We start from the raw sequence: 25,189 nt of genomic DNA on the forward strand, positions 1-25,189 counted from the left end.
TCTGGGGCAACCCCGCCGCGCAGCCGCGCCAGAGCCGTGTCAGCGGCTGAACTTCCTGACCATAAGATATTTATCATACGTGGCGTCACCTATGCGGATGGCAGCGGGATCCGTGCCGTAGATTTCAAACCCATTGCGCTTGTAGGTCCTGATTGCGGCGGTTGCTTCGAGCAGGACCTCAAGATGCACCTGCTCGACGCATGCCTCGGCGTGGGCGAGAAGCTCTTTGATGAGGCGATCTCCGACACCCTGACCTCGGCCGTCTTCCCTCACGTAGACCGTGAAGATGTGGCCCCTGTGCCGCGATCGTCGATCTGGCGATACGTAGAAGCCGCCGACTCCGATCATATCTCCGCATTCAAAGGCGCCTAAGATCACTCCGCTCAACCAACGGCGATAGGCCCCCAGCACCGCCTCCCCGCCCTCGTCCTCTTCACGAGAACCAAACGTTTGAGGGTGCGTCCGAAGCGCCTCGGCGCGAATGTCGCGAAAGAGTTCGAGATCATCGACAGTCAATCGTCGGATTTCCACGTCCGTCTGGGCACACGCAGCATGCGATATCATGATCGCCTCCTCTCCTTGTCGCAGCGAAGGTCGGGGGGTGACGGCCGTCACAGCCCACCACGGCCCCACAAAGCCCTCACATTGTCCCTCAACCTCTCGATCGCGCGTTCAGGCGCGATGCGGTCGAGCTCGCCGCGCGTCAAGCCGATATCCATCAACTCCCTGTCGCTGAGGTCCTGCAAGGTGATGCGCGGGCGCCGCTCCTGAAACGCAAGCCGGTATCGCCTGAGCAGGCTCAGGACGATGGAGAGATCGAGGCTGCGCCCTGCGGCGTCGCGCTCAATTTCGGATGAGATGTTCGTCTGTTGTGGTGGCATCGGACGCTCCTGCTGTTGTGCCGGCAGGGAGCGTGGCCAAAAGAAAAGGCCCCGTCCGATGCCGGCGGGGCCTGGTGGAAAAGATGTCGTTGAATTCCTAGCGCACGACTCCTTCCACGGCCCAGCCGAAGCGGGTGATGTGGTTGCAGGTGACGATGCGCGACGATTTGATCATGCAGCGCTGATACCACGGCAATCGCGCAAAATCAAGAGATGTATGGATGCTGCTTGCAGCCTGGAGGCGAGTGCGTGCTCGCCTAGCCCCGCACCAGCGAGACCAGCCAGTTGCGGCCGAACAGGATGAGGATGGCGAGCGCGTAGACGATCGTCCCTCCGACGGCGAGCAGGAGCAGAGTCACTTCGTCCCGGAAATGTATCGCGCCAAGCCAAGATCCACTGAACCGCGCGATCAGCCAGAACGCGGCAGCCAGGATGATCCCGGTCAGCAGGAATTTGACGAGCGACGTCAGCCACGCGCGATCCGGCACGAGAAAGCCGCGCCGCACGGCGAAGAACAGCACGAGCAAGAGATTGGTCCAGACGCCGATGGCGGTCGCCAGTGCAAGGCCGATCTGGGCCAGCGTTCCCATCAACGCGACCTTCAGCGCGACGTTGACGGCGATGCCCGTCAGCGACGCCCGAACCGGCGTTGCCGTATCCTTGCGCGCATAAAAGGTCGCCACCGCGCTGCGGATCAGCACGAACGGGATGAGGCCGATCGCATAGGCCGCGAGCGTGGCGCCGGCGGCAGCGGCATCGGCCTTCGAGAACGCGCCGCGGGCGAACAGCGCGCGCATGATAGCGTCGGGCACGGTGATGAAGGCGGCCACGAACGGGATCGAGAACAGCAGCGTGAAATCGAAAGCGCGGCGCTGCGCCTTCATCGCGCCGTCATGGTCGTTGGCGGTGATCCGCCGCGACATCTCCGGCAGCAGCACGGTGCCGATGGCGATGCCGATGACGCCGATCGGGAGCTGGTTGAGACGGTCGGCATAATAGAGCGCCGACAGTGCGCCGGCGGGCAGGAAGGTCGCGATGATGGTGTCGGCAAACAGCGCGACCTGCGTGCCCATCGAGCCCAGCGTCGCAGGTCCCAACGCTTTGAAGAAGCCACGGACGTCTTCGTCGAGCTTCAGCGGGGCAAAGCGCGGCAGGCCACCATGGCGCGCGAGGTCGCCGGCGAGCAGGAAATATTGCAGGAAGCCCGAGATCAGCACGCCCCAAGCGGCGGCATGACCCGCGGTCGGAAACCAGACCGCAACCGCCAGCGTCATCATCATCGCGACGTTGAGGAAGATCGACGCCGCCGCCGCGCTGGCGAAGCGTTGCATCACGTTGAGCATGCCGCCATAGAGCGTCACCAGCGTGATCAGCAGCAGATAGGGAAAGGTGATCCGGGTCAGCTCGATCGCGAGCTTGCGCTGCTCGGCATCCTCGCTAAATCCTGGCGCGAGGATGCTCATGGCCTGCGGCATGAACAACCAGGCGGCGATCAGCAGCAGAACTTGCGAGGCCAGCAGCAGCGTGAAGATGCGGTCGGCGAACAGTTTTGCCGCCCCCTCGCCGCGCTCGCCATGGACATGGGCATAGGCCGGCACCCAGGCGGCGTTGAAGGCGCCCTCGGCGAAGATCGCACGGAAATGATTGGGCAGACGCAGCGCGACGAAAAAGGCGTCGGCCATGGGGCCGGCGCCGAGGATCGCCGCGAGCATGATGTCGCGGGCAAATCCCGTCAGCCGCGAGAGCAGCGTGTAACCACCAACCGTGAAGATGCGTCCGAGCATGCGGACACTTCTAGAGGCTTATCGGGCAAGCGATAAGCCTTTGAACGAAGATCGGATCAAAAAAGAGGGCCACCTCTCCCCGGCGGGGAGAGGTGAAGCAAAGATCAGCCCGCCAGCGCGCCGCGCACGGCGGCGATCACGCGCTCCTGGTCGGCTTCGGTCAGGTAGGCGTGCATGGGCAGGCTGATGACATCCTGCGACAGGCTCTCGCAGCCAGGCAGACCGCCGTCGGCGACCGGATATTGCTTGTAGGCGGTCTGCTGATGCATCGACTTGCCGTAATAGATCGCGGTCGGCACGCCCTGGGCTTTTAGCGCGGCAGCGAAACCATCGCGGTCGGTGCCCTCAGGCAGACGGATCGTGTACTGCGCCCAGACCGAGGTGTTGCCGGGCGCCAGACGCGGCACGGTGACGACGTTGCTAAGCCCGCGCGCGTAACGTTCCGCAACCCTGTTGCGGGCGGCGATCTCGTCGTCGAAAATCTTCAGCTTCTCGATCAGGACCGCGGCCTGCATGGTGTCGATCCGGCCGGTCAGGCCGAGGCGGACGTTGTCGTATTTGTCGACGCCCTGCCCGTGCACGCGGATGCTGCGCAAGGTCGCCGCGAGCTCGTCGTCATCGGTGAAGATCGCGCCGCCGTCGCCGAAGCAGCCGAGCGGCTTGGCCGGAAAGAAGCTGGTCGCGGTGGCGAGGCCGAAGGTGCCGAGCTTGCGGCCCTTGTAGCTCGCGCCAAAGCCTTGCGCGGCGTCGTCGAGCACGAACAGGCCTTCGGCCTTGGCGATCTCGGCGATGGCATCGTGATCGGCGGGCTGGCCGAACAGGTCGACCGGAATGACCGCGACTGGCCTCAGGCCGGCCTTCCGCGCAGTCGCGATGCCGCGCTTGAGCGACTCCGGGCTCATGTTGAAGGTGGCTTGGTCAACGTCGACATAAACTGGCGTCGCGCCGGTCCGCGCCACCGGCGAGGCGGTCGCGATGAAGGTGAAGGACGGACAGAGCACGGCATCACCGGGCCCCACATTCTTCGCCATCATCACCATCAGGATCGCGTCGGTGCCGCTGGCGCAGCCGATCACATGCTTGGCGCCGCTGTAGGCCGCAAGCCGCTTCTCGAGCTCGGCGACTTCAGGGCCATTGACGAACTGGCAGTGGTCGAGCACGCGCTTGACGGCCGCATCGAGCGAGGCGCCGAGCCGGCGGCGCTGCGAGCCGACGTCGATGAAGGGAATGGGTTCGGAACGCAGATGCTGGTTCATGGTCTGGTTCTTGGCGGCTTCTTGATTGGTCGACATGGAAAATGATCAGCCGGCGACGCGGCGCGGACCCTTGCGGGCGGACGACGTCGCCGCAGGCTGCGACGGCGTTTCGAGGCACTGCGTCGCGATCTCGAGGCTGGCGACGCCCTCGTCGCCGGTGACCGCCGGCGTTTCGCCATTGCGCACGGCCTTGAGGAACGCGATCAGCTCGGCACGGAGCGGCTCGTCATGGCCGACCGGCAGATGCCGCATCGAATAGCTGCCATCGGGCTTGAAGCCGAAGCACTCGGTGACCTGGCGCGTGAGCAGATCTCCCATCACGTATTTGCCGCGGGTCGCGACCGTGACGCTGCGCGCCTTGAACGGCGTCAGCCAGTTGGTGTTGATGTGCGCGAGCACGCCGTTGGCAGTGCGGAACTGCAACAGCGCGATGTCCTCGCGCTCGGCGACCGCGCTCGACAGCTGCGGCTGCACCTCGACGATGTCGGATTCGGTGAACCAGCGGATCAGGTCGATGTCGTGCACGGCGAGGTCGATGACGACGCCGACATTGGACATGCGCGGCGGAAACGGGCCGACACGCGTGATCGCGATGGAGAGAATATCCTCGCCCGCGATCGCCTGCTTGACCGCGGCGACCGCCGGATTGAAGCGCTCGACATGGCCGACCATCAGCGTCACGCCGGCCTTTTGCGCGGCGGCGACGATCTCGCGGCCCTCTTCGACCGTGGACGCGATCGGCTTCTCGACCAGGACGTGAATGTTCTTGGCAATGCAGGCGAGCGCGACTTCGTGATGCAGATGGGTCGGAGCTGCGATGGTGACGGCGTCGACGCCTTCGGCGAGGAGCTGGTCGAGCGTCTCGAAGCCTTGGCAGCTCGCAAGCTCGGTGGTGCGCGTCCGGTGCGGCGGCGAGGGATCGACAATGCCGACGAGGCTGACGCCGGGAAGACCGCTAAGCACGCGCGCGTGGTTGCTGCCCATCACGCCGGCGCCAATGACGCCGACGCGCAAGCCGGCCTTTGCCGGTGCAGATCCTTTGGAACTCATCTGAGCAAACCCCGATTCAACGCAAATCCCCGGCGCGCTTCTAGCACGGACGCCACATTTGTGGCGAATGCCACCTTGGCGGCCCGGACACGATTTGATTCAAAAAGTTACACGTTCCCCGGGCCTTAGGACGAAAAAATACCGCCAGTTGGGCCCGGGTCGCGTGATTCGGAGTTTGCTGGTTACGACCTTTGATAGTCGTCTTCAATCCGGATGATGTCGTCTTCCCCGAGATAGCTTCCAGTCTGGACCTCGATCAGTTCCAGCATGATTTTACCGGGGTTCTCCATGCGGTGGACGGCGCCCATCGGAATGTAGATCGACTCGTTCTCGTGCACGGTCTTCACGGTCTCGTTGACGGTGACGCGGGCTGCGCCGCGAACCACGATCCAATGTTCGGCGCGATGATGGTGCTTCTGCAGCGACAGCCGCCCGCCCGGCTTCACCACGATGCGCTTGACCTGGTGGCGCTCGCCATTGTCGACGGACTGATAGCTGCCCCAGGGCCGGTGCACCTTGAGGTGCTCCTCGGTGACCTTGGGCGCGACCGCCTTCAGCCTGGTCACGAGACGCTTCAGGCCGTTGGCGTCCTTCTGGCGCGAGACCAGAACCGCATCGGCGGTTGCGACCACGACGAGATCGTCGACGCCTTCGAGCGCGACCAGCGCCTGGTCGGTGGTGACGTTGCAATTGCGAGAGTCCTCGAACACGGCAGCACCGTGCGCGGCGTTGCCTTGCGCGTCCTTCTCGGACAATTCCCACACCGCGTGCCAGGAGCCGACGTCGGACCAGCCGCACGACACCGGCACCACGGCGGCGCGCGCGGTCTTCTCCATCACCGCATAGTCGATCGAGATCGCCTTCGCCGAACCGAATGCCTCGGGCTCCAGCGTGACGAAGCCGAGATCGCGGCCGGCATTGTTGACGGCGTTGGTGACGGCCTCGACGCTAGCCGCATCGACCCTGCGGTATTCGTCGAGCAGCACGCTGGCCGGGAACATGAAGTTGCCGCTGTTCCAGAGATAGCCCGAATTGACGTAATCGGATGCCTTCACCGCGTCCGGCTTCTCGACGAAGCGCGCGACCGCATGCACCTCGCCGGAGATCACCTCGCCCGGGTTGATATAGCCGTATTCGGTCGCCGGCCGCTCCGGCTTGACGCCGAAGGTGACGATGCGCCCGGTGCTCGCGGCCGCAAGGCCCTCGCGGCAGGCGGCGACGAAAGCGGCGGTGTCCTGCACCACGTGATCAGCGGCGAGCGCGAGCACGATGGCTTCACTGGCGCGGTTCTGCGCGAACGCCGCTCCCGCGGCAATCGCAGGTCCGGAATCGCGCCGCATCGGCTCGAGGATCACGTCGGCCTCGATGCCGATCTCGGCGAGCTGCTCCAGCACCATGAAGCGATAGGACGCATTGGTGATGACGATCGGCCGGTCGAACAGTTGAGGATCGGAGACGCGCAGCAGCGTATCCTGGAAGGTCGAGCGGGTGCCGAACAGCGGCAGGAATTGCTTGGGCCGCACTTCGCGCGAAGCCGGCCACAGCCGCGTGCCGGCACCGCCGCACATGATCAGGGGGATTATGCGTTTGTCCATCGTCATCTCAAACCTTGAAGTAGTCCCGATACCAGGTGACAAAATTGTGGACCCCATGCTCGATCGGCGTTGACGGTGCAAAGCCGGTGTCGCGCATCAAATCCTCGACATCCGCGAACGTTTCCAGCACATCTCCCGGCTGCATCGGCAGCAATTCTTTGATCGCCGTCCGGCCCAGCTCCCGCTCCAGAAGACCGACGACGTGCATCAGTTCCTCCGGATGGTGATTGCCGACATTGTAGACCTTAAACGGCGCATTTGCGGCAGCCGGATCGTCCGCGGGCACAAGATCGACCAGCCTGGATACTACACGCGTCACATCATCAATATAGGTGAAGTCGCGACGCATCTTTCCATGGTTAAAGAGCCGGATCGGCTTGCCCGCCATGATGGCGTTCACGAACAGAAACATGGCCATGTCGGGCCGACCCCACGGGCCGTAAATGGTAAAGAAGCGCAGCCCCGTGACCGGCAGGCGATAAAGATGGCTGTAGGACTGCGCCATCACCTCGTTCGCCTTCTTGGTCGCGGCGTAGAAGCTCACGGGATGGTCGGTGCGGTCCGCAACCGCAAATGGCAGTTTTGTGTTGGCGCCATAAACGGAGGATGACGAGGCGTAGACGAGATGACGACAGCTATTGTTGCGGCAGCCCTCGAGCACGTTGAGAAAGCCCACGAGATTGGAATCGGCGTAGGCGTGCGGCTGCTCGATCGAGTAGCGTACGCCGGCCTGCGCCGCGAGATGCACGACCTCGGTAAAGCGATGCTGCGCAAACAGCGCCGCCATCGCCTCACGGTCGGCAAGATCGGCCTCGACGAAGGAGAAGCGGGAGTCGCTCTGCAACAGCGCAAGACGCGCCCGCTTCAGCGCCGGATCGTAATAGCTGTTGAGATTGTCGAGCCCGATGACGGACCGGCCCTCGCCCAAAAGCTGTCGGGCGACGTGGAATCCGATGAAACCCGCAGCGCCCGTGACCAAAATCGCCTGATCCGTCATCTTGTTCCCATGGGGATAGCCAACCCGCGATGCCTGTTTTGCCGCGGTCTTGAGGGGGTCGCAATAGCCTGGCCGCCCTTTCACAACGGCTATTGCAAGATCGGCGCCAAAACCATACCAAAGCGGCCGAATTCGGCGCTCGCGTCGGGTTGCCTCAAATCTTCGCAAACCCTGTTCATGCGGGCGAGATGCGCCGAATCCTGCTGTCGACGGCCAAAATCCTGATTTCCGCGGCGCTGCTCTATCTGGCGCTGCGCAAGGTCGATCTGTCCGAACTGTTTTCGCGCTTCACCGTCACCAGCCTGTTCTGGATCGGCGTGGCGATCGCGATCACGTTCCTGCAGATCTTCGTCGGCGTGCTGCGCTGGCGCGAGATCAGCGCCGTCTGCGGCGCTCCGCTCGAGCTCCGCCGCGCCATGCGCTACAACGTGATCGGCTCCTTCTTCAACCAGACCCTGCCGTCGGCGATCGGCGGCGACGCGGTCCGGCTGTGGCTCGTCGCGCGCGCCGGCGCCGGCTGGCGTGCGGCGACCTACTCGATCTTCGTCGACCGCGCGATCGGCTTGATCGCGCTCGCGATCGTGATCGTCGCGAGCCTGCCCTGGAGCTACACCCTCATCACCGATCCGCACGGGCGCTCGGCGCTGCTGCTCGTCGACCTGCTGGCGCTCGCGGGCGGCCTCGGCTTCCTGATCTTCGGCGCACTGAAATGGCGCTGGCTGAAGACCTGGTGGGCCACGCATCACCTTCACGCCTGCGCCGTGATCGCCAACCGCGTGATCTTCAGCCGCACCCGCGGGCCGATCATCGCAATCCTGTCGGTGCTCGTTCACGTGCTCGCCGTCGTCATCGCCTGGTGCGTGGTGCAGTCGATTGCGGCCCCGGTTCGCTTCAGCGACGTCTTCCTGCTGGTGCCGCCCGTGATGCTGATCACGATGATGCCGATCTCGATCGCCGGCTGGGGCGTGCGTGAAGCCACGATGGGCCTGGCGTTCGGCTTCGCGGGGCTTGCCGCCAACGAGGGCGTCAACATCTCGCTGCTGTTCGGCGCCGTGTCCTTCATCGTCGGCGCGGTCGGCGGTCTGGTCTGGATCCTCAGTGCGGAGAAGGCCGCGCAAGGCTCGGCGCCGATCGGAGTGCCGGAGTGACGATGCTCGTCTCGGGTCCGGACCCTGCGGCCGGACTGGTGCTGCTCGCGCTTGCGCCGGCCGGGCTGGCCGCCCTGATCTCCGCCGGCATCACCTGGTGCAGCATGCCGTTGCTGCAACGCTATGCGTTGGCGCGTCCGAACGCGCGCTCATCACACGAGCTTCCAACCCCGCAAGGTGCGGGCATCGCGGTCGTCGCCGCCACCCTGCTTGTGGGCTGGATTTACGCCTGGATTCCCCTGCCCCTGATCGGTTCCGCGGTGCTGATCGCTCTGGTCGGGCTCGTCGACGACATCAGGCCGCTGCCGGTCGTGGTCCGGCTCCTGTTGCAGGCGGCGGCTGTGGCCGCCGTCGTGCTCACGACACCGGAGGCGCTGCGGATCGTTCCAGCCCTGCCGCTCGCCGTTGAACGCACCCTCCTTCTCATCGGCGGCGTCTGGTTCGTGAATCTCGTCAATTTCATGGACGGGCTCGACCTCATGACCGTGGCGGAGGTGGTGCCCGTGACGGCCGCGCTCGCATTGCTCGGATGGTATGGCGACCTCTCTGCGTCCGCAGCGTGGCTGGCAACGGCCCTGTGCGGCGCCATGCTCGGCTTTGCGCCGTTCAACAAGCCGGTCGCGAAGGTGTTCTTGGGCGATGTCGGCAGCCTGCCGATCGGCCTGTTGCTCGGCTGGTGCCTGCTCGAGCTTGCCTGGCACGGGCAACAAGCTGCGGCGCTGCTGCTGCCGGCCTATTACCTTGCGGATTCCACCATCACGCTGTTTCGGCGCATCATCAGGCGCGAGCCGTTCTGGTCGGCCCACCGCACGCACTTCTATCAACGTGCAACCGACAACGGGTTCACGGCCCCGCGGGTGATCGGCGAGGTGTTCGCGCTCAATCTCGTGCTGGCGCTACTTGCCATCGTCACCGTTCGCGCCGCCTCGCTGACGATCACGATCGTGTCCTTGTTCGCAGGCGCGGCCGCGGTCGCTTTGGTGCTGCAGCGTTTCTCGCGCCCTCAGGCGTCCTGAGCCGACAGCGCCAGCCGCAACCCTTCGTCGAGCGAGACCTGCGGCTCCCAACCGGTCGCCCTCGCCTTGGAAGTGTTGAGCTCGAGCGAGCCGATCAGGCTGTCAAGCGTATCCTGCCGGCCCATGACGCTGAGCAGCGTAGAGAGCAGGCTCGGCGGCATGCCGAACAGCCGCAGGCGCTTGCCGGACGCTTCGGCCAGACGCGTGATGAATTCGGGTGTCGAGACCTGCTCCCTGTCGGCCACGAGGAAGATCTCGAAATTGCTGGCGGGATCGGGATGACCGAGCCGGCGCAGGATGAACGACGACAGGTTCTGCACGGCAAGGAAGGCGCGCTGGTTGCGGATCGCGGCAAAGGGCAGCGGCAGCCCGAGATCGACCGCGCGCGTCAGCAGCGCGAAATTACCCTTGGCGCCTGCGCCATAGATCAGTGGCGGCCGGATCACCGAGATCTTCATGTCGTTGTCGCGCGCCAGCGTTCTCAAGCCCGCCTCGGCTGCGGCCTTGGACATGCCGTAGAGTCCGCGCGGCGTCAGGATGTCGCTCTCGCTGAACGGGGCGCGGCCCTCGTTGCTGCGGCCATGCACGAGCACGGTGCTGATGAAGATGAACTGGCGCACGCCGGCCGTCGCCGCACAGCGCGCCAAATGCAGCGTGCCGGTGATGTTGACGTTGCGGTAGAGCTGGACCGCGTGCTCCTCGTGTTTGTGGTGCACGCGCGCGGCGAGATGGACGACGGCGTCGACGCCTTCCAGCGCGGTCTGCCAATCGGTCTCGGGACCGATCGTTTCGATCACGACCTCGTCCCCGACACCATCCGGACTGCGAACCGCGCGGCGGACCGACCATCCCTCGCGAGCGAGCGCCGGCACGATATGACGACCGAGGAAGCCGCTCGCTCCCGTCACCAGCACGACCGATCTCTTCTCGTTCATCGTTGCTCCGACAGATTCGGGTTGCGCAACAATTCGTCGATCAGCGCCGCATAGGCATTCATCGCGGTCGTCCTGTCGAATCGCGATGCCGCCTTCACCGCGCGCGCTGCGATGGTGCCATTGTCGGACCGGGACGCCACACGGATCGCGCCTGCGAGCTGATCGGCGCGGCCCGGCGTCACGACCCAGCCGAGCCCATTCTCCACCACCGTCATGGCGGCCTCGGCCTCCGGCTCGGACACCAGCACCACGGGACGGCCAACCGCCAGCAGATTGTAGAACCGGCTCGGCACCGACACTCCCGCAACGTGCTTCCGGTACGGAATGATCCAGAGATCGGCGGACGCCAGAAACGCTTCGAGCTCGGAATCCGCGACGCGCCCGACAAAGGAGACATTGGGCAGGCTCGCCGCCTCTTGCAACTGCTTCAGCCGTTCGAAGCCGATGCCCCAGCCGGACAGCAGGAAGTGAATGTCCGCCTCGTCCTTGAGAAGCCGCGCCGCCTCGAACACGATCTCGGGATCATGGGTGAAGCCGAGATTGCCCGACAGGCCGACGACGAAGCGCGCGGCAATCGCCCTGCGGAACGGATTGTCCGGCGTGACCGGCCGCGGCGCGGGCACCAGCGTCGCCCAGTTCGGGATGAAGCGGATCTTGTTCCGCCTCATTCCGGAATAGCTCAGCAGCGGCCGTTCCGCATCGCGCCCGATGGTGATGACGGCATTGAGCGCGCGGAACATCAGGCTGTTGGCGGCCCGCATCGTCCGCGCCACCAGCGAGCCGGGCCTCAAGAGGCCCGCCATCACCAGCACGTCGGGAAAGAGGTCGTGCAGGATCAGCGCCGAGCGCGCTCCCTTGAAGCTGGCTGCCGCCGCCGCCGCGTAAGGCAGCATGAACGGCGCGGTGACCGTGAGCACGACATCCCCTCGCCTCAACTCTCGCATCAATGCGAAGAACGTGCGCGCCGCGAACAGGAGCTCGGACGCTCCGCGACGCACCAGCGCCGCCTTGCCTGCCATGCGGTTCTTGATGGCGACGACGCGCGGCTTGCCCGGTCCGGCCTGCGAGGCCTGCAATGCGCCCGGCCAGCCCGAGAGCACGACGACCTCGTGCCCGGCGGCGAGACGGCAGGCGATCTCGGCCATGATCGCCGCCGTCGTACTGGTATCCGGTGGATAATGCTGGCTCGCGACGACGATCTTGCCGGAGGGCTGCATGGTCAGGCCGCGGTCGACCCGAATTCGGGCACCGCATCCTTGAGGATGGTCCTGATGGTGGCGCGATCGTCGCGCGCGATCGCCTGCTCGAGCGCGGCGGTCCACTTGCGCAGCGTCTGCATCGGCGGCTCGTTCGGCTGCGCGGCCATGATGCCGGCAACGCCGATCTCGCGGGTCGGCTCCTCGGAAGCGAACAGGATCTCGTGGAGCCGTTCGCCCGGCCGCATGCCGGTGAACACGATCTCGATGTCGTAGCCGGGTTGCAATCCGGAAAGGCGGATCATGCGCTCGGCGAGATCGACGATCTTCACCGGCTGGCCCATGTTGAGCACGTAGACCGAGACGTCGGGACGCTGCGTTCCGAGCGCATGCGTGGCCGCGGTGATGACGAGGTCGCAGGCCTCGCGGATGGTCATGAAGTAGCGGACCATGTCGGGATGCGTCACCGTCACCGGGCCACCGGCCTCGATCTGCGCCTTGAATTTCGGCACCACCGAGCCGTTCGAGGCCAGCACGTTGCCGAACCGGACCGAGATCAGCCGCATCGGCGGCCTGGCCCCGCGCGCGGCGGCTGCGAGGTCGTGATCCAGCGCCTGGCAGTACATCTCGGCAAAACGCTTGGTCAGGCCGAGCATCGACACCGGCTCGATCGCCTTGTCGGTCGAGATCATCACCATCGCCTCGGCGCCGGCCGCCACGGCGGCATCCGCAACGTTGATCGAGCCGAAGATGTTGGTCTTGACGCCCTCGCTCCAGTCGCGTTCGAGGATCGGCACGTGCTTGAGCGCGGCGGCGTGGAACACGATGTCCGGCTTGAACTCCGCCGTCAGGCGCATGATACGCTCGCGGTCGCGAATGTCGGCGATCCGCCCTTCGATCTCGGCGGCCGCGCCTCGCGCGGCGAGCGCCTCCGTGATGGCATAGAGCGCCGGCTCCGAGTTTTCCACGATCAGGAGCCGCGCGGCGCCGAAGGCAACGACGCGCTCGCAGATCTCGGAACCGATCGAGCCGCCGCCGCCGGTGACGATCACCGCCTTGCCGTTGATCAGCGCTTCCAGGCGGGCATAATCGATCGTCTCGCTCGGCCGCAGCAGGAGGTCCTCGACCGCAACGGCGGTGAGCCGCGGCGTATCGCCGCTCTCGAGCGAGGGCATCCGGTTGACGATCACACCCAGCTTGCGCGCCCGCATCAGGATCGATTCCGGGTGCGCTTCCGGCTCGAATGCCGACGGCGTCATGACGAGGCGCGCGATCGGTTTGTTGCGCTTGGCGAAGTCGGCGATGATGTCCTCGACGTCGTCGATGCCGCCCAGCACCGGCACGTTGCGGATGAACTGGCCGCGGTCGGAGCTCGACGGCGACAGTACGCCGACCGGCCAGATGCGCTTGATCGCTCCGCTCTCGATGCCGCGGAGCAGCACCTCGGCATCCGCGGCCCGGCCGATCAGCAGCGCCGGCGCGGCCTCCTCGCCTCTCGCGTGACGCCGCACCCGCGTATAGCGGAAGTAGCGGTAGGCCATGCGCAGCGCGCTGAGGAAGGAAATCTCGAGGAACCAATACAGGACAATCGTCACCTTGCCGAGGAAGAAGGCGCCGCGGACGTTGGGGGCGACGAAGATGTAGTCGAGCACGAGCAGGGCGACCGTCAGCACGGTCGCGACGCGGATGATGTTCAGCGCGTCAGGCAGCGAGATGAAGCGCCATTTCGTCGTGGTCAGGTTGAAGATGAAGAACACGACCACGCTGAAGGCGAGGAAGTAGGGCAGGATCTGGAACAGCAGCGGCAAGCGGGCGAAGAACCCGTCACCACCCTCGAATCGCAGATAGAAGGCGGCAAAAAGCGCCGCCGCGGTCGCCAGCAGGTCGTGGAGCGCGATCAGGAAATTGCGCAAGGTGAGATGCGAAAGACGCGTCATCCGCCGACCGATGAAAGCCCCAGTGAAATGCAACCTGACCGCGCTGATAGCCCATCTGGACCAGACTTGCCAGCCGCGCGGCCGCTCAGGAACCGGCTTCCCCCATCTTCGCCTCGCTCTGTTGTGCCCGGATCGCCATGCCGCCGGCGACGCCGACGCCGATGACGTACATCCAGCCTTCGTGGAAGTCGAACAGATGGGAGTTGAACAGCGAGGTGAAGACGTTCTGCACAACCACCAGAAGCCCGATCCAGTTGACGAGCCCGTCGCCGCGGAACAGCCGCAGATGCAGGATCCAGATCGCATAGAGAACGACGATGCCGATCACGCCCCACTGCACGGCGACGTTCAGCGTCTGGTTATGCGGATTGCCGATCACCTCGGCGGAGGCCTGGTTCAGACCGCCGGGCGTCGCGACGCGCTCGAACAATCCGCGCGTCGAGCCGGTGCCGTGCCCCTTGATCGGCGCTTGCGCGAAGAAGCCGAGCGACTTCCGCCAGAATTCGAGCCTCAAGCCCGCCGAGCTCGGCTCACCCCTTTCCACATAACGCGTGTAGTCGCTGCCAAACGTCTCGGCGGTGCTGCGCAATTGCGGCGAGGCCTGCCAGGCAAGACCGGCGCCGACGAGCAGAGCGGCAGAGATGAGCGCAATGCTGCGCCATTTGAGGTGAAGCAGCGCGAACACACCGAACATGATCGGAACGGTGACGAGCGCGGTGCGTGACACCACCACGAAAACCATGTTGACGAAGAAGCTCAGCGCCAGCACCGTGAGCAGCCCGGCGAACCAGTATCGCTTCTCGCGCAGCAGCGTCACGATCGGATAGGCGAGTGCAACGGCGCAAAGCGCGAATTCCTGGCTCTGGTCGATGTAGTTCTTGACGAAGATGCCGCGTTCGGGCGGATCGGTCTTGAGCGCAAGATCCGGATAGAAGGCGACCAGCCACGACATCACCGACAACAAGGCGCAGGACACCAGGAAGGCGATGAAGATCCAGTGGCCGCGCGGCGACTGCTCGAAATGATAGAGCAGAACCGGCAACACGAGCAGCTTGACGGTCGGATTGACCGCATAGAAGCGTGCGCCCCAGGTCGCGTCCGACCAGAGTGTCCCCACAAGCGCGAGCAGGACCAGCGCGATCGGCGCAATGCAGATCGGACGCTTCAGCGATTGCAGGAACCCGCGGACGTCGAGGAACGGCAGCATGCAGAGCAGCATCAGCGCATTGAAGATCCCCGCAAGCGAGGTCGACCAGGGCAGCGAGGCTGCGGTCAGGACCGCGAATATATCGACGGTCTCGCGCCAGGCGGCCGGGCTGCGCAAACGGCGAAGCAACATTTCGCTGGTCGTCTCGTGTGCGAGCGCAGTCACTTGTCGCCTCCCCGGGCGCGATGCACCAGCGCCGTCGTGCTGAAGCCCTGGAGGATATCGACCAGCACGACCGTGCCGCCGGCTTCCTCGACGATCTCGTGGCCGACCACCTGCTCGCGGGTGTAGTCGCCGCCTTTCACCAGCACGCCGGGCTTGATCCGGCTGATCAGGTCGATCGGCGTGTCCTCTTCGAAGATGACGACGAGATCGACGGCCTCGAGCGCGGCGAGCACCTCGGCACGCGCGCGCTCGTCCTGGACCGGCCGCTCGGCGCCCTTGAGCCGCCGCACCGAGGCGTCGCTGTTGAGCCCCACGATCAGGCGGTCGCAGGCCGCGCGCGCCGCCGTCAGCACCTTGACGTGGCCGGGATGCAGGATGTCGAAACAGCCATTGGTGAAGCCGACGCGCTGGCCCTGCCGCTTCCATTCGGCGAGCTGCGCGTCGAGCGTATCAGGCTCGAGCACGATCTTCTCCTCGGCCGCGAGACTGGCATGCGGAAGGATCTTACGGCGCAATTCGGCCGCGCTCACGCTGGCGGTGCCTTGCTTGCCGACGGCGACGGCCGCCGCCGCGTTGGCCATGCGCAGCGCCGTATCCCAGTCCGCGCCGGTCGCAAGCGACACCGCGAGCGCGGCGGCGACGGTGTCACCGGCGCCGGAGACATCGCGCACTTTCACCGGAAAAGCCGGAACGTGAACGGCCTCGCCGCCCCGCGGCACCAGCGTCATGCCGTGCTCGCCCTGGGTGACCAGGATCGCGCTGCAATCGGCGAGCCGCATCACGTCCTCGCTGGCATCGACGATGCTCTGCAGCGTATCGGCGCGGCTGCGCGTCGCCTCCGAGAATTCCTTGCGGTTGGGCGTGAGCAGCGTGGCGCCGCGATAGATCGCCCAGTTCAGGCTCTTGGGATCGACGATCACGGGCTTGCCCATTTTTCGCGCGGCGTCGATGGTGTGGCGGATGACGCGCGCCGTCAGCACGCCCTTGGCGTAGTCCGAAAGCAGCACGATGTCGGCGCGCGCGATCTGCGGCAGGATCGCCTCGATCAGCCTGGTCTCGATCTCATCGGAGGCAGGTAGTGCCTGCTCCCAATCCGCGCGCAGCATGTGCGTGGAAAAATGTTCGGAGACAAAGCGGACTTTTCGCGTGGTCGGCCGCGACGGGTCGCACACCAGCACGTTTTCGATTGCAGCAAGCTCACCCAGCGCCGCCTTGAGCTGGGCACCGGCATCGTCCTCGCCGACGAGGCCGACGAAGATGCAGCGCGCGCCGAGCGAGGCGACGTTGCGCACGACATTGCCGGCACCGCCGATATGGATCTCGCTGCGCTGTGCAGCGATGACAGGCGTCGGCGCCTCCGGCGAGATCCGCGACACCTCGCCGTAAACGAACTCATCCAGCATGATGTCGCCGATGCAAAGCACCGTGCGGTCCGAGATGGCCTGCGCGAGAGCGTCGAAATCGAGAATAGGCGTGGGCATGGTCTTTGCGCCTCAAGTGCTCATCGGAAGCGGTCGGGCTGGTCGAGATAATCTCCGACAAAGGTCTTGACCGCGTCCTCGAGCGTCGTGAAGCTGCCGTTGTAGCCGGCGCGGTGGAGGCGATCGACCTCGCTCTGGGTGAAGTACTGGTAAGCCCCCCGGATCTGCTCGGGCATGTCGATGTATTCGATATTGGGCCTGGTGCCGAGCGCCGCATAGGCAGCGAGCATCAGATCTCTGAAGCTGCGCGCCTTGCCGGTTCCGACGTTGAAGAGTCCGGACACCGCCGGCGTCGCGAGCAGCCACATGACCACGCGCACGACGTCGTCGACATAGATGAAATCCCGGCGCTGATCACCGTCTTCGATGCCTTCACGATGCGACTTGAATAATTGCACTATGCGGCCGGCCTTGACGTCGTCGAAGCGGCGCGCCAGCACGCTCATCATCGAACCCTTGTGGTACTCGTTGGGGCCGAACACGTTGAAGAATTTTAGCCCGGCCCATTGCGGGGGCAGCCGATCGCCATTCGCTACGCGCTCGGCAACAGCAAGATCGAACAGGTGCTTGCTCCAGCCGTAGAGATTCATCGGCCGCAGTTTCTTCAGCGCCGGCAGCGAGGCGTCGTCGTCAAAGCCTTCCCTGCCGTCGCCATAGGTCGCCGCCGAGGAGGCGTAGATGAACGGCACCGCGTTCATCGTGCACCAGTCCAAGAGGCGCATCGACAGGCGGAAGTTGGTCTCGATCACGAGGTCGCCATCGGTCGCGGTGGTCGCGGAAATCGCCCCGAGATGGATCATGGCCTCTAACTTGCGGCCCTTCAGCCAGTCGAGCAACTCGGCCGGCGGAACAATATCCGCAAGCTGGCGCTTGGCGAGGTTGCGCCATTTGCCGTCGTTGCCCAGCACATCGCAAACCACGACATCGCTGCGGCCGGCGTCATTGAGCGCGGCCACGACATTCGACCCGATAAAACCGGCCCCGCCGGTCACCAGCAACATTCCGAAATCCCTGCCCGATTTTTGCGACCCGGTCCTGCCGTAGCGCATGAGCCGCCAAAGTGTAAGCGGTTTTGGGATTGAGCGGTCTGCTGGCTTTACCTGCCGGCCCGGAGCGGCTACCGAACCGCCACAATTAGATTGCCCGGCCCCATTTAACGAATGAACCAAAATTCACAACTTAGCGGAGATGCGGATCGGAGCGACACGCGCCCGATTCTGATCATTCCATACATGTGGATCGGCGATTTCGTCCGGAATCACACCGTCGCGCGGGTCCTGAAGGAGCGTTGGCCGAACCGGCCGGTCGATCTGCTGACCACGTCCCTATGCGCCCCGCTGGTCGATTACATGCCCGGCGTGCGCGAAGGCATCGTCTGGGACCTGCCGCGCGGCCGGCTCGCCGTGAGCCGCCAGCTGGCCTTGGCAAAACTCCTGCGCGAGCGGAACTACGGCACCGCCCTGGTGCTGCCTCGGACCTGGAAGGCCGCCATCGCACCCGCCCTCGCCGGTATTCCTGAACGGGTCGGGTTCGTCGGCGAGTTCCGGTTCGGTCTGATCAACCGCTGGCGCTGGGGCGAGAAGAAGCTGCCCCGTTTCATCGACAAGAATGCCGCCCTGGCCCAACCCGACGGCGCCCCCCTGCCCCCGGAATGGCCGGTGCCGCAATTGCGCGTCCCCGCCGAGGACATCGTCCGCTGGCGTCAGGCCAACGGCCTCGGCGCCGGAGCCGCGGTGGCGCTCGCCCCAGGCTCGGTGGGGGTCTCAAAGCGCTGGACGTCCTATCCGGAGGCGGCCCGGCTCCTGGTCGAGCGCGGGCTGGAGGTCTGGGTGGTCGGCGGCCCCGCGGAAAAGGGCCTCGCCCAGGAGATCGTCGCCGCAGGCGGCGCGGGCGTACGTGACCTCACCGGCAACGACTTACGCAACGGCGTGCTGGCCATGGCCGCGGCCGGCGTCGCCATCTCCAACGATTCCGGCCTGATGCACATCGCAGCCGCCCTGGGCACGCCAACCATGGGCATCTTCGGCCCGACCAGTCCCTATCTCTGGGCGCCGCTCAACGGCCTTGCTGCGACCGTGGTGCAGGACAAGGAAGTGCTGTCCTGCCAGCCCTGCCAGAGCACGGTGTGCAAGATGAACGACCACCGCTGCATGCGGAATATCGCGGCGAGCGAGGTGGTGGCGATCGCGCAGCGGGTGCTGGGGGAAGCGGGGGCGAAGGCGAATAACTAGGCGCCGCTGGCGAATGCGGTCCGCATCGCCGCCGAACCAGCACGATCAAGCACAATCAAGCATGCGCACGTGCCAGCTCATATGGCGCTGTCAAAGCACCAATGGGAATGTTCCACTCCCTGCTGATAGTTCGGATCATGTCCAGCGTCAGTGGACGGATGCGATTCAAAATTTCGGACGCCCGATTGCGTCCGATCAGAGCTGCCAATTCTGTCTGCGAGCGCCCCATGGACTCAATTGCGAAATGAAGAACGTCGATTGGATCGCCGTGAGTGGTCGCGAAGTGATTGTCCTCGTACTCCTTGATGAGCGAAGACAGAACCTCGAAGCGATCACCGTCAGGCGTGCCGGGAGCAGGCTCGGCCTCGAAATAGCGGGATACTTCGCCGATAGCCCAATCGTAATCCTGTTCATTGCGAAGAGGCCTTACGTCCATCATCACACGGTCTCCGCGTCTATTCCGTCGTACTCTGCGTGCGTGCCGACAAACTTGATGAGAGCTGTTTTGAACTTGTACGAGAAGTGAACCACAAGGCGATAGTTGTTGCCGCCTATGTCGAAGATGGCTCTGTTGTCGCCAACGAAGTCGATGTTGTTTCCAAACGCTCTCTTCAGGTCTGCTGGGCCACTCCAGTCACCCTTGGAAACGATTTCGTACCAGGTGCCCAAGGGGGTCTCCGCTTGGGGGTATCGCTCCCAAAAGATCTTGAGTGCCCTTCTCGCTATTACGTTCATAGCCATAGCACGTTCCCACTACGGGATCAACGCAAATTCCCAAAACGGGAACAGAGTCCTACATCGACGCATGTCCGCAGCGTAGCGGGACGGGCCATCAAGCCATTGATTTCGTTAAGGCCGTCTACTGTGCATGGGGTTGTTTTCGCGATTTTTGTTCGCGACCACGAGCGCGACGGCTCAGAGCAGCGGCCGATAGACTTCCCCGATCCGCGCCGCTTCGGCATCAAGGCTGAATCGTTCGCGCACCCGCGCCCGCCCGCGCTCGCCCATCGCCGTCGCCGCGGCCACGTCGCGCATCAGCGGATCCAATGCCGCAGCCAGCGCATCGGCATCACCGGTCGGGATCAGCACGCCGCTCACCCCATCCTCCACCACAAGCTCGGCCGCACCGGCGCGTGCGGCGACCAGGGCACTGCCTGCCGCCATCGCCTCGATCAGCGTCAGGCCAAAGCCTTCGTTGCGCGAGGTGAAGGCGTAGATCGTCAGCCGCTGGTACCAGCGCTGCACCGCTTCGATCGGCAGCTCGCCGGTGATGACGATGCGCGATTGCAGGCCGGCGGCCTCGATCCGCTTTTTGAGATCATTGGCAAAGGGCGTCTGCTCGGCCGTGACCTGGCCGACGATGACGGCGGTGAAATCCGGATGGCGCGGCAACAGCCGGCACATCGCATCGACGAACACATCGGTGCCCTTCTGTGCCCGCACGCGGCCGAAGCAGCCGATGGCGTAGCGGCCCGGCAGACCGCTTTCGGCGAAGGCAGCAGCACGATCGATCGGTGGCGTGTAGACGTCGGTGTCGACGCCGTGCGGGATCACGGTCGCCTTCACCTTCAGGAACGATCCCGAGATGTCCGATGTCGCGATGATCGCGTCCATGCGCCGGATCAGCCAGCGCGTGATCCAGCTGTGGTGCCGCTGCGCCGCCGAGGTGAACACGAGTTTCAACGGCCAGCCCAGTGCACGCAACGCGACGCCTGCGATCATCTCGTTGTTGCGCCGCGCATGCCAGATCAGCGGCGCCTTGCGGCGCCATAGCTTCAGGAAATCCGTAACGGTCAGCCGCGCGATCCCCGCCGGCGCATCGGACCCGAACCACGCGGCGCGGTACAGTTTCGCCAGACGCGGCGCCACCATCCGGTTGGTCGCGGTGACCCCGGAATAGCGCCTGTGCAGATTTGGCACGATCACTTCGAGATCGCCGGGGAAATTCGCCACGTCACGCTCCGTTTCGAAGGTCCCCTATACGCAACATTAAGCATAGTGACCAGTTCAGGGCTGCCGATACCCCCTCTTCACCACGCAGACGTTAGCTTGCAGCGTTGATCGAAGACGGGTGAGATCATGACTGTGCTAGTCACCGGCGGCGCCGGCTATATCGGAAGTCACACGGTCCTCGCGCTGGCGGAAGCCGGCGAGGACGTCGTCGTGATCGACGATCTCTCGACCGGTTTCTCCGCCTATCTGCCCGAGGGTGTGCCGCTGTTCATCGGCGATGCCGGCGACGAGAACCTGCTCGAAGGCGTGATCGCGCAGCACAACATCGAGAGCATCATCCATTTCGCGGGCTCGGTCGTCGTGCCGGATTCGATGCGCGATCCGCTCGGCTACTACCGCAACAACTTCATGACCGCGCGTAACCTACTCAATGTCGCAGTGAAGCGCGGCATTGGCCGCTTCATCTTCTCCTCGACCGCCGCCGTCTACGGAGATCCGGACCAGGTCCCGGTGCCCGAGCACGCGCCGACGCGACCGCTGTCACCTTACGGCTCGTCAAAGCTGATGACCGAGATCATGCTGCACGACGTCGCCGCCGCCTACGGCATGCAGTACGTCACCTTGCGCTATTTCAACGTCGCCGGCGCCGATCCGCAGGCGCGCATCGGTCTCGCCACCGTCGGCGCCACGCATCTGCTCAAGATCGCGGTGGAGGCGGCGACCGGCCAGCGCGCCAAGATCGACGTATTCGGCACCGACTATCCGACGCCCGACGGCAGCTGCATTCGGGACTTCATCCACGTCACCGACCTGTCGCAAGCACATCGCTCGGCCCTTGCCTACTTGCGCAACGGCGGTGCCTCGACGACGCTAAATTGCGGTTATGGCCGCGGCTATTCGGTGCTGGAGACCATCGACGCCGTGAGGCGGGTTTCGGGCCGCAGCTTCGCCGTGCAATACGCCCCGCGCCGGCCCGGCGACATCATGACCATGGTCGCCGACACCAGCCGCATCCGCGGACTGCTCGACTGGAAGCCGCAATACGAGGACCTCGAGACGATCGCAGCCCACGCTTTGGCGTGGGAGGACAAGCTGTTCCACGAGCGCCATGTCGAGCTCCGCCACGCCGCCTCGGCCTAGAATCATCCCAAGCGCAAGCCCTTAATTGGGCTTGAAAAACCCCGCTTGAGCGGGCACAGAGGCCCATCGATCCCTGACGCGCGGGCAGGCTTTTGTCCTGCGCCGTCAATGGACACCGGATGGCCCAGTTTCCAAAGAAAATCACTGACGATCCCTATGCGGCAGCGACCCTGATTCGCCGCCTGGTCACGGAACAGGGGGTCGTCTACTGGCGGCGCTATCTCGTCGCCTTCGCGCTGATGGCGGTCGCCGCCGGCGCAACCGCCTGCGCGACCTATGTGCTCGGCCAGGTCATCAACCAGGCCTATGTCGACAAGAACATCCCGGGCATCGCGATGTTCTCCGGCATCACGGTGCTCCTGCTGTTCATCAAGGGCGTGGCGACCTACGGCCATATGGTGATCCTGACCAAGATCAGTAACGCCATCCTCGCTACCAATCAGCGCCAGCTGTTCGCCAAGCTGATGCGCGAGAGCGTCGGCTTCTTCTCCGAGCGGCACTCCTCGGAATTCCTGGCGCGGCTGACGGCTGGCGCCAAGTCAATCACTGACGTGCTCAACATGCTGGTCAACGCCATCGGGCGCGACCTGTTGATGCTGCTCGCCATGATCGGCGTGATGGTGTGGCAGGATCCGCTGATGTCGTTCATCGGCCTCGTCGCGGTGCCGCCGGCGATGCTGGTGTTGCGCAAGCTGGTCAAGCGCATCAAGGGCCTTGCCTTCAACCAGTTCACCGGCACCGCCGACATCATGGAGACGATGCAGGAATCGCTGCAAGGCATCCGCACCGTCAAGGCGTTCACGCTCGAAGACACCATGCAGAAGCGCATCGACGAGAACATCGCGATCGTCGAGCGCAACGCCAACAAGATGGCGCGCGTCGCCAACCGCTCCAATCCGCTCATGGAGATGCTCGGCGGTTTCGCGGTCGCCGGCTGCCTGATGTACGGCGGCTACAGCGTGGTCGCGCTCAACGCCACGCCCGGCGCGTTCTTCTCCTTCATGACCGCCTTCCTGATGGCGACCGAGCCGGCCAAGCGGCTGGCGCGACTCAACATTGATCTCAACAGCCAGCTGGTCGGCGCGCGCATGCTGCTCGAGGTGGTCGACAGCCCGGCGAGCGAGCAGTCTGACGACGACAGGCCGGCGCTGAAGCTCACCGACGCGCGCATCGAGCTGCGCGACGTCAGCTTCGCCTACCGCACCGGCGAGACCGTGCTCGACCGCATTAGCTTTGTTGCCGAGCCCGGCAAGGTCACCGCGCTGGTCGGGCCCTCCGGCGGCGGCAAGTCGACCGTGCTGGCGCTCCTGCTGCGGTTCTACGAGGTGACGCAAGGCGACATCGTGATCGACGGCCAGTCGATCGGCGCGGTCTCGCGCAAATCGCTGCGCGCGCAGACCGCCTATGTCGGCCAGGATGTCTATCTGTTCCGCGACACGATCCGCAGCAACATCGCCTTCGGCAAGCCGGGCGCAAGCGAGGACGAGATCATCGACGCCGCGAAAGCGGCTTGCGCGCATGATTTCATCATGGGCTTCCCGCTCGGCTACGACACGCCGGTCGGCGAGCACGGCACCCAGCTGTCCGGCGGCCAGCGCCAGCGCATCGCGGTCGCGCGCGCACTGATCAAGAACGCGTCGATCATCCTTCTGGACGAAGCCACCGCGGCACTCGATTCGGAGTCCGAGCGGCAGGTGCAGGAGGCGATCGAGCATCTCTGCCAGAACCGCACCACCATCGTGATCGCGCATCGCCTGCACACCATCATGCACGCAGACAGCATCCTGGTGGTCGAGGGCGGCGAGATCGTCGAGCAGGGCCGGCACGACGAACTGCTCCGCCGCGGCGGCCGCTACGCCTCGTTCTTCCGCCTGCAGCATCACCATTCCGGCGCTCTGGCGCCGATCGGTGCAACCGCATAGAGTTCGTTCCACCTCAAGAGCAGCGAGATCGCTAAATGAACGCCGCCTCCTACGTCATCCCGCTTCCGCCCCAGGCTTCGCTTCCCGTCGTCGGGGAAAGCGGCCGTTATCCGGTGCGCCGCATCTGGTGCGTCGGCCGCAATTATCTCGAGCACATCCGCGAGATGGGCAATGACGAGCGCGCCCCGCCGTTCTTCTTCGCCAAGCACGCCGACATGCTGGTGCCCGACGGCGCCACCATCCCCTATCCGCCACTGACCAAGGACCTGCATCACGAGGTCGAGCTGATCGTCGCGATGAAGAGCGGCGGGCTGAACATCCCGGCCGACAAGGCGCTCGACCACGTCTACGGTTACGCCGTCGGCATCGACCTCACCCGCCGCGACCTCCAGATCGCCTCGCGCAAGAAGGAGCGTCCGTGGGAGATCGGCAAGTCGTTCGACTATTCGGCGCCCTGCTCCGCGGTGCAGCCGGCCTCGAAGATCGGCCATCCCGCCAAGGGCAAGATCTGGCTGACGGTCAACGGCAAGGAGGCCCAGAAGGGCGATCTCACCGAGCTGATCTGGAACGTGCCCGAGATCATCTGGCAGCTCTCCCAGCAGGTGAAGCTCGCCGCCGGCGACATCATCATGACGGGGACGCCTGCCGGCGTGTCGCAGCTCCAGCCCGGCGACAAGCTCGAATGCGGCGTCGACGGCGTCGGCACGCTGAAGGTCGCGATCGGCCAGCCGGAGTAGGCTGGGATCGTAGGGTGGATTGGCGAAAGCGTAATCCACCACCATCCTGGCTGTGGCGAGATGGTGGATTACGCTGCGCTAATCCACCCTACACGCTACCAGGCCTTCACTGGGCGATTGGCATGGCTTGCCTGCGGCACACCGCGGTTGAGCGACATGTGGGAATGGACACACAGCCACCCATCGTCCTTTCTTGAAAACACCATCGTCGCTCGGCCGGGGCGCGCAAATGCGCTGCCATCTTGATGATAGCCCGTGCTCGTCCACGGCGCGATCACTGTCGCCATCGTGCCATCGGCGGACGCCAGAACCGAAGTCTGATCGAGCACGAAGCGGAAGTCGGCCGTCTTCGGCCAGACGTTGTCCCATTGCGTCGAGACCCACTGATCGAGGCCCGGGATGACATCGTTGTGCGTGCCGAAGGCGAGCACGTCCGGATGAAACAGCGGCCGCGCTGAAGCGTAATCGACCTCGCGGACATAGCCCGCGAAGGTCTCCAGCCATTGGCGGAAGAACTGAACGATCTCCGCGTTCGCGACCGGCAAGGGGCTCATCGCG

23 protein-coding genes are annotated in these 25,189 nt (G+C 64.8%); 6 read left to right on the forward strand and 17 right to left on the reverse strand.

Features of this window, described 5'->3' with window-relative positions:
• Positions 1 to 39 precede the first annotated feature (39 nt).
• The 7 genes from IVA79_RS24515 to IVA79_RS24545 all read right to left on the reverse strand — a co-directional run bounded on the left by IVA79_RS24515 (position 40) and on the right by IVA79_RS24545 (position 7,563).
• Positions 40 to 564: an N-acetyltransferase gene (locus IVA79_RS24515; protein ID WP_247557695.1), complete on the reverse strand. Its 525-nt coding sequence runs from the start codon at positions 562 to 564 to the stop codon at positions 40 to 42.
• Positions 565 to 611: 47 nt separating this feature from the next.
• Entirely contained in the window at positions 612 to 881 is a 270-nt protein-coding gene (locus IVA79_RS24520) for a DUF1127 domain-containing protein (RefSeq protein WP_247557697.1), read from the reverse strand.
• 257 nt (positions 882 to 1,138) lie between these two features.
• Positions 1,139 to 2,665, reverse strand: coding sequence for a murein biosynthesis integral membrane protein MurJ (murJ, locus tag IVA79_RS24525; RefSeq protein WP_247557699.1), 1,527 nt, complete (start codon positions 2,663 to 2,665; stop codon positions 1,139 to 1,141).
• A gap of 104 nt (positions 2,666 to 2,769) precedes the next feature.
• Positions 2,770 to 3,957, reverse strand: coding sequence for a DegT/DnrJ/EryC1/StrS family aminotransferase (locus IVA79_RS24530; RefSeq protein ID WP_276577527.1), 1,188 nt, complete (start codon positions 3,955 to 3,957; stop codon positions 2,770 to 2,772).
• A gap of 9 nt (positions 3,958 to 3,966) precedes the next feature.
• Complete coding sequence (locus IVA79_RS24535) at positions 3,967 to 4,971, reverse strand: Gfo/Idh/MocA family oxidoreductase (protein WP_247557702.1); 1,005 nt, start codon at positions 4,969 to 4,971, stop codon at positions 3,967 to 3,969.
• A 182-nt stretch (positions 4,972 to 5,153) separates the two neighbouring features.
• Positions 5,154 to 6,566: a mannose-1-phosphate guanylyltransferase/mannose-6-phosphate isomerase gene (locus tag IVA79_RS24540; RefSeq protein ID WP_247557704.1), complete on the reverse strand. Its 1,413-nt coding sequence runs from the start codon at positions 6,564 to 6,566 to the stop codon at positions 5,154 to 5,156.
• Positions 6,567 to 6,573: 7 nt separating this feature from the next.
• A complete protein-coding gene (locus IVA79_RS24545) occupies positions 6,574 to 7,563 on the reverse strand; it encodes an NAD-dependent epimerase (RefSeq protein WP_247557706.1) in 990 nt (329 codons plus the stop codon).
• Positions 7,564 to 7,751: 188 nt separating this feature from the next.
• On the opposite strand from IVA79_RS24545, the gene IVA79_RS24550 reads away from it, so the two are divergent.
• Complete coding sequence (locus IVA79_RS24550) at positions 7,752 to 8,711, forward strand: lysylphosphatidylglycerol synthase transmembrane domain-containing protein (RefSeq protein ID WP_247557707.1); 960 nt, start codon at positions 7,752 to 7,754, stop codon at positions 8,709 to 8,711.
• Positions 8,712 to 8,713: 2 nt separating this feature from the next.
• Positions 8,714 to 9,727, forward strand: coding sequence for a glycosyltransferase family 4 protein (locus IVA79_RS24555; RefSeq protein WP_247557911.1), 1,014 nt, complete (start codon positions 8,714 to 8,716; stop codon positions 9,725 to 9,727).
• On the opposite strand, the gene IVA79_RS24560 is transcribed toward IVA79_RS24555, so the two are convergent.
• The 6 genes from IVA79_RS24560 to rfaD form a co-directional block, all read right to left on the reverse strand.
• On the reverse strand, positions 9,715 to 10,662 hold the full coding sequence (locus tag IVA79_RS24560) for an NAD-dependent epimerase/dehydratase family protein (RefSeq protein ID WP_247557738.1): 948 nt from the start codon (positions 10,660 to 10,662) through the stop codon (positions 9,715 to 9,717). The genes IVA79_RS24555 and IVA79_RS24560 overlap by 13 nt on opposite strands.
• The gene (locus tag IVA79_RS24565; RefSeq protein WP_247557740.1) at positions 10,659 to 11,879 is read right to left on the reverse strand and encodes a glycosyltransferase family 4 protein; all 1,221 of its coding nucleotides are present in this window, start codon (positions 11,877 to 11,879) and stop codon (positions 10,659 to 10,661) included. Before IVA79_RS24565 ends, IVA79_RS24560 begins: the two co-directional genes overlap by 4 nt.
• A gap of 2 nt (positions 11,880 to 11,881) precedes the next feature.
• Positions 11,882 to 13,795, reverse strand: a complete 1,914-nt coding sequence (locus IVA79_RS24570; protein ID WP_247557743.1) for an SDR family NAD(P)-dependent oxidoreductase — start codon at positions 13,793 to 13,795, stop codon at positions 11,882 to 11,884.
• A gap of 85 nt (positions 13,796 to 13,880) precedes the next feature.
• A complete protein-coding gene (locus IVA79_RS24575; RefSeq protein WP_247557745.1) occupies positions 13,881 to 15,167 on the reverse strand; it encodes an O-antigen ligase family protein in 1,287 nt (428 codons plus the stop codon).
• Positions 15,164 to 16,648: a D-glycero-beta-D-manno-heptose-7-phosphate kinase gene (rfaE1, locus tag IVA79_RS24580; RefSeq protein WP_247557747.1), complete on the reverse strand. Its 1,485-nt coding sequence runs from the start codon at positions 16,646 to 16,648 to the stop codon at positions 15,164 to 15,166. Before rfaE1 ends, IVA79_RS24575 begins: the two co-directional genes overlap by 4 nt.
• Before the next feature lie 20 nt (positions 16,649 to 16,668).
• Positions 16,669 to 17,649 (reverse strand): ADP-glyceromanno-heptose 6-epimerase, encoded by a 981-nt coding sequence (rfaD, locus tag IVA79_RS24585; protein ID WP_247557749.1) that lies wholly within the window; start codon positions 17,647 to 17,649, stop codon positions 16,669 to 16,671.
• Positions 17,650 to 17,808: 159 nt separating this feature from the next.
• On the opposite strand from rfaD, the gene waaF reads away from it, so the two are divergent.
• Positions 17,809 to 18,879, forward strand: a complete 1,071-nt coding sequence (gene waaF, locus IVA79_RS24590) for a lipopolysaccharide heptosyltransferase II (RefSeq protein ID WP_247557751.1) — start codon at positions 17,809 to 17,811, stop codon at positions 18,877 to 18,879.
• A gap of 55 nt (positions 18,880 to 18,934) precedes the next feature.
• Here the strand turns inward: waaF and IVA79_RS24595 are convergent, their stop codons facing one another.
• The 3 genes from IVA79_RS24595 to IVA79_RS24605 all read right to left on the reverse strand — a co-directional run bounded on the left by IVA79_RS24595 (position 18,935) and on the right by IVA79_RS24605 (position 20,832).
• Positions 18,935 to 19,318, reverse strand: coding sequence for an XRE family transcriptional regulator (locus tag IVA79_RS24595; RefSeq protein WP_247557753.1), 384 nt, complete (start codon positions 19,316 to 19,318; stop codon positions 18,935 to 18,937).
• Positions 19,318 to 19,614 (reverse strand): type II toxin-antitoxin system HigB family toxin, encoded by a 297-nt coding sequence (locus IVA79_RS24600; RefSeq protein WP_247557913.1) that lies wholly within the window; start codon positions 19,612 to 19,614, stop codon positions 19,318 to 19,320. The genes IVA79_RS24595 and IVA79_RS24600 overlap by 1 nt, the downstream gene beginning before the upstream one ends.
• Positions 19,615 to 19,794: 180 nt before the next feature.
• The gene (locus tag IVA79_RS24605; protein ID WP_247557755.1) at positions 19,795 to 20,832 is read right to left on the reverse strand and encodes a glycosyltransferase family 4 protein; all 1,038 of its coding nucleotides are present in this window, start codon (positions 20,830 to 20,832) and stop codon (positions 19,795 to 19,797) included.
• 126 nt (positions 20,833 to 20,958) lie between these two features.
• Here IVA79_RS24605 and galE point away from each other — a divergent pair, with 126 nt between their 5' ends.
• The 3 genes from galE (at position 20,959) to IVA79_RS24620 (ending at position 24,631) form a co-directional block, all read left to right on the forward strand.
• Positions 20,959 to 21,972: a UDP-glucose 4-epimerase GalE gene (gene galE / locus IVA79_RS24610; RefSeq protein WP_247557758.1), complete on the forward strand. Its 1,014-nt coding sequence runs from the start codon at positions 20,959 to 20,961 to the stop codon at positions 21,970 to 21,972.
• Positions 21,973 to 22,091: 119 nt separating this feature from the next.
• Entirely contained in the window at positions 22,092 to 23,894 is a 1,803-nt protein-coding gene (locus IVA79_RS24615; protein ID WP_247557760.1) for an ABC transporter ATP-binding protein, read from the forward strand.
• 35 nt (positions 23,895 to 23,929) lie between these two features.
• Positions 23,930 to 24,631, forward strand: coding sequence for a fumarylacetoacetate hydrolase family protein (locus IVA79_RS24620; protein ID WP_247557762.1), 702 nt, complete (start codon positions 23,930 to 23,932; stop codon positions 24,629 to 24,631).
• 95 nt (positions 24,632 to 24,726) lie between these two features.
• On the opposite strand, the gene IVA79_RS24625 is transcribed toward IVA79_RS24620, so the two are convergent.
• Entirely contained in the window at positions 24,727 to 25,185 is a 459-nt protein-coding gene (locus tag IVA79_RS24625; RefSeq protein WP_247557764.1) for a nuclear transport factor 2 family protein, read from the reverse strand.
• Positions 25,186 to 25,189 lie beyond the last annotated feature (4 nt).

The sequence above is a fragment of the Bradyrhizobium sp. 138 genome (assembly GCF_023074075.1).
GTDB lineage: Bacteria > Pseudomonadota > Alphaproteobacteria > Rhizobiales > Xanthobacteraceae > Bradyrhizobium.

What these genes read in the sequence shown, in the direction of transcription:
- rfaD (WP_247557749.1), bottom strand. Translation starts at nt 17,649, where the DNA reads ATGTTGCTGGTGACCGGCGGGGCCGGTTTTATCGGGTCGAATGTCGTG.
- IVA79_RS24565 (WP_247557740.1), bottom strand. Translation starts at nt 11,879, where the DNA reads ATGCAGCCCTCCGGCAAGATCGTCGTCGCGAGCCAGCATTATCCACCG.
- IVA79_RS24620 (WP_247557762.1), top strand. Translation starts at nt 23,930, where the DNA reads ATGAACGCCGCCTCCTACGTCATCCCGCTTCCGCCCCAGGCTTCGCTT.
- IVA79_RS24560 (WP_247557738.1), bottom strand. Translation starts at nt 10,662, where the DNA reads ATGAACGAGAAGAGATCGGTCGTGCTGGTGACGGGAGCGAGCGGCTTC.
- IVA79_RS24625 (WP_247557764.1), bottom strand. Translation starts at nt 25,185, where the DNA reads ATGAGCCCCTTGCCGGTCGCGAACGCGGAGATCGTTCAGTTCTTCCGC.
- galE (WP_247557758.1), top strand. Translation starts at nt 20,959, where the DNA reads ATGACTGTGCTAGTCACCGGCGGCGCCGGCTATATCGGAAGTCACACG.
- waaF (WP_247557751.1), top strand. Translation starts at nt 17,809, where the DNA reads ATGAACCAAAATTCACAACTTAGCGGAGATGCGGATCGGAGCGACACG.
- IVA79_RS24555 (WP_247557911.1), top strand. Translation starts at nt 8,714, where the DNA reads ATGCTCGTCTCGGGTCCGGACCCTGCGGCCGGACTGGTGCTGCTCGCG.
- IVA79_RS24595 (WP_247557753.1), bottom strand. Translation starts at nt 19,318, where the DNA reads ATGATGGACGTAAGGCCTCTTCGCAATGAACAGGATTACGATTGGGCT.
- IVA79_RS24600 (WP_247557913.1), bottom strand. Translation starts at nt 19,614, where the DNA reads ATGAACGTAATAGCGAGAAGGGCACTCAAGATCTTTTGGGAGCGATAC.
- rfaE1 (WP_247557747.1), bottom strand. Translation starts at nt 16,648, where the DNA reads ATGCCCACGCCTATTCTCGATTTCGACGCTCTCGCGCAGGCCATCTCG.
- IVA79_RS24530 (WP_276577527.1), bottom strand. Translation starts at nt 3,957, where the DNA reads ATGTCGACCAATCAAGAAGCCGCCAAGAACCAGACCATGAACCAGCAT.
- IVA79_RS24545 (WP_247557706.1), bottom strand. Translation starts at nt 7,563, where the DNA reads ATGACGGATCAGGCGATTTTGGTCACGGGCGCTGCGGGTTTCATCGGA.
- IVA79_RS24515 (WP_247557695.1), bottom strand. Translation starts at nt 564, where the DNA reads ATGATATCGCATGCTGCGTGTGCCCAGACGGACGTGGAAATCCGACGA.
- IVA79_RS24550 (WP_247557707.1), top strand. Translation starts at nt 7,752, where the DNA reads ATGCGCCGAATCCTGCTGTCGACGGCCAAAATCCTGATTTCCGCGGCG.
- IVA79_RS24535 (WP_247557702.1), bottom strand. Translation starts at nt 4,971, where the DNA reads ATGAGTTCCAAAGGATCTGCACCGGCAAAGGCCGGCTTGCGCGTCGGC.
- IVA79_RS24615 (WP_247557760.1), top strand. Translation starts at nt 22,092, where the DNA reads ATGGCCCAGTTTCCAAAGAAAATCACTGACGATCCCTATGCGGCAGCG.
- IVA79_RS24520 (WP_247557697.1), bottom strand. Translation starts at nt 881, where the DNA reads ATGCCACCACAACAGACGAACATCTCATCCGAAATTGAGCGCGACGCC.
- IVA79_RS24570 (WP_247557743.1), bottom strand. Translation starts at nt 13,795, where the DNA reads ATGACGCGTCTTTCGCATCTCACCTTGCGCAATTTCCTGATCGCGCTC.
- murJ (WP_247557699.1), bottom strand. Translation starts at nt 2,665, where the DNA reads ATGCTCGGACGCATCTTCACGGTTGGTGGTTACACGCTGCTCTCGCGG.
- IVA79_RS24540 (WP_247557704.1), bottom strand. Translation starts at nt 6,566, where the DNA reads ATGGACAAACGCATAATCCCCCTGATCATGTGCGGCGGTGCCGGCACG.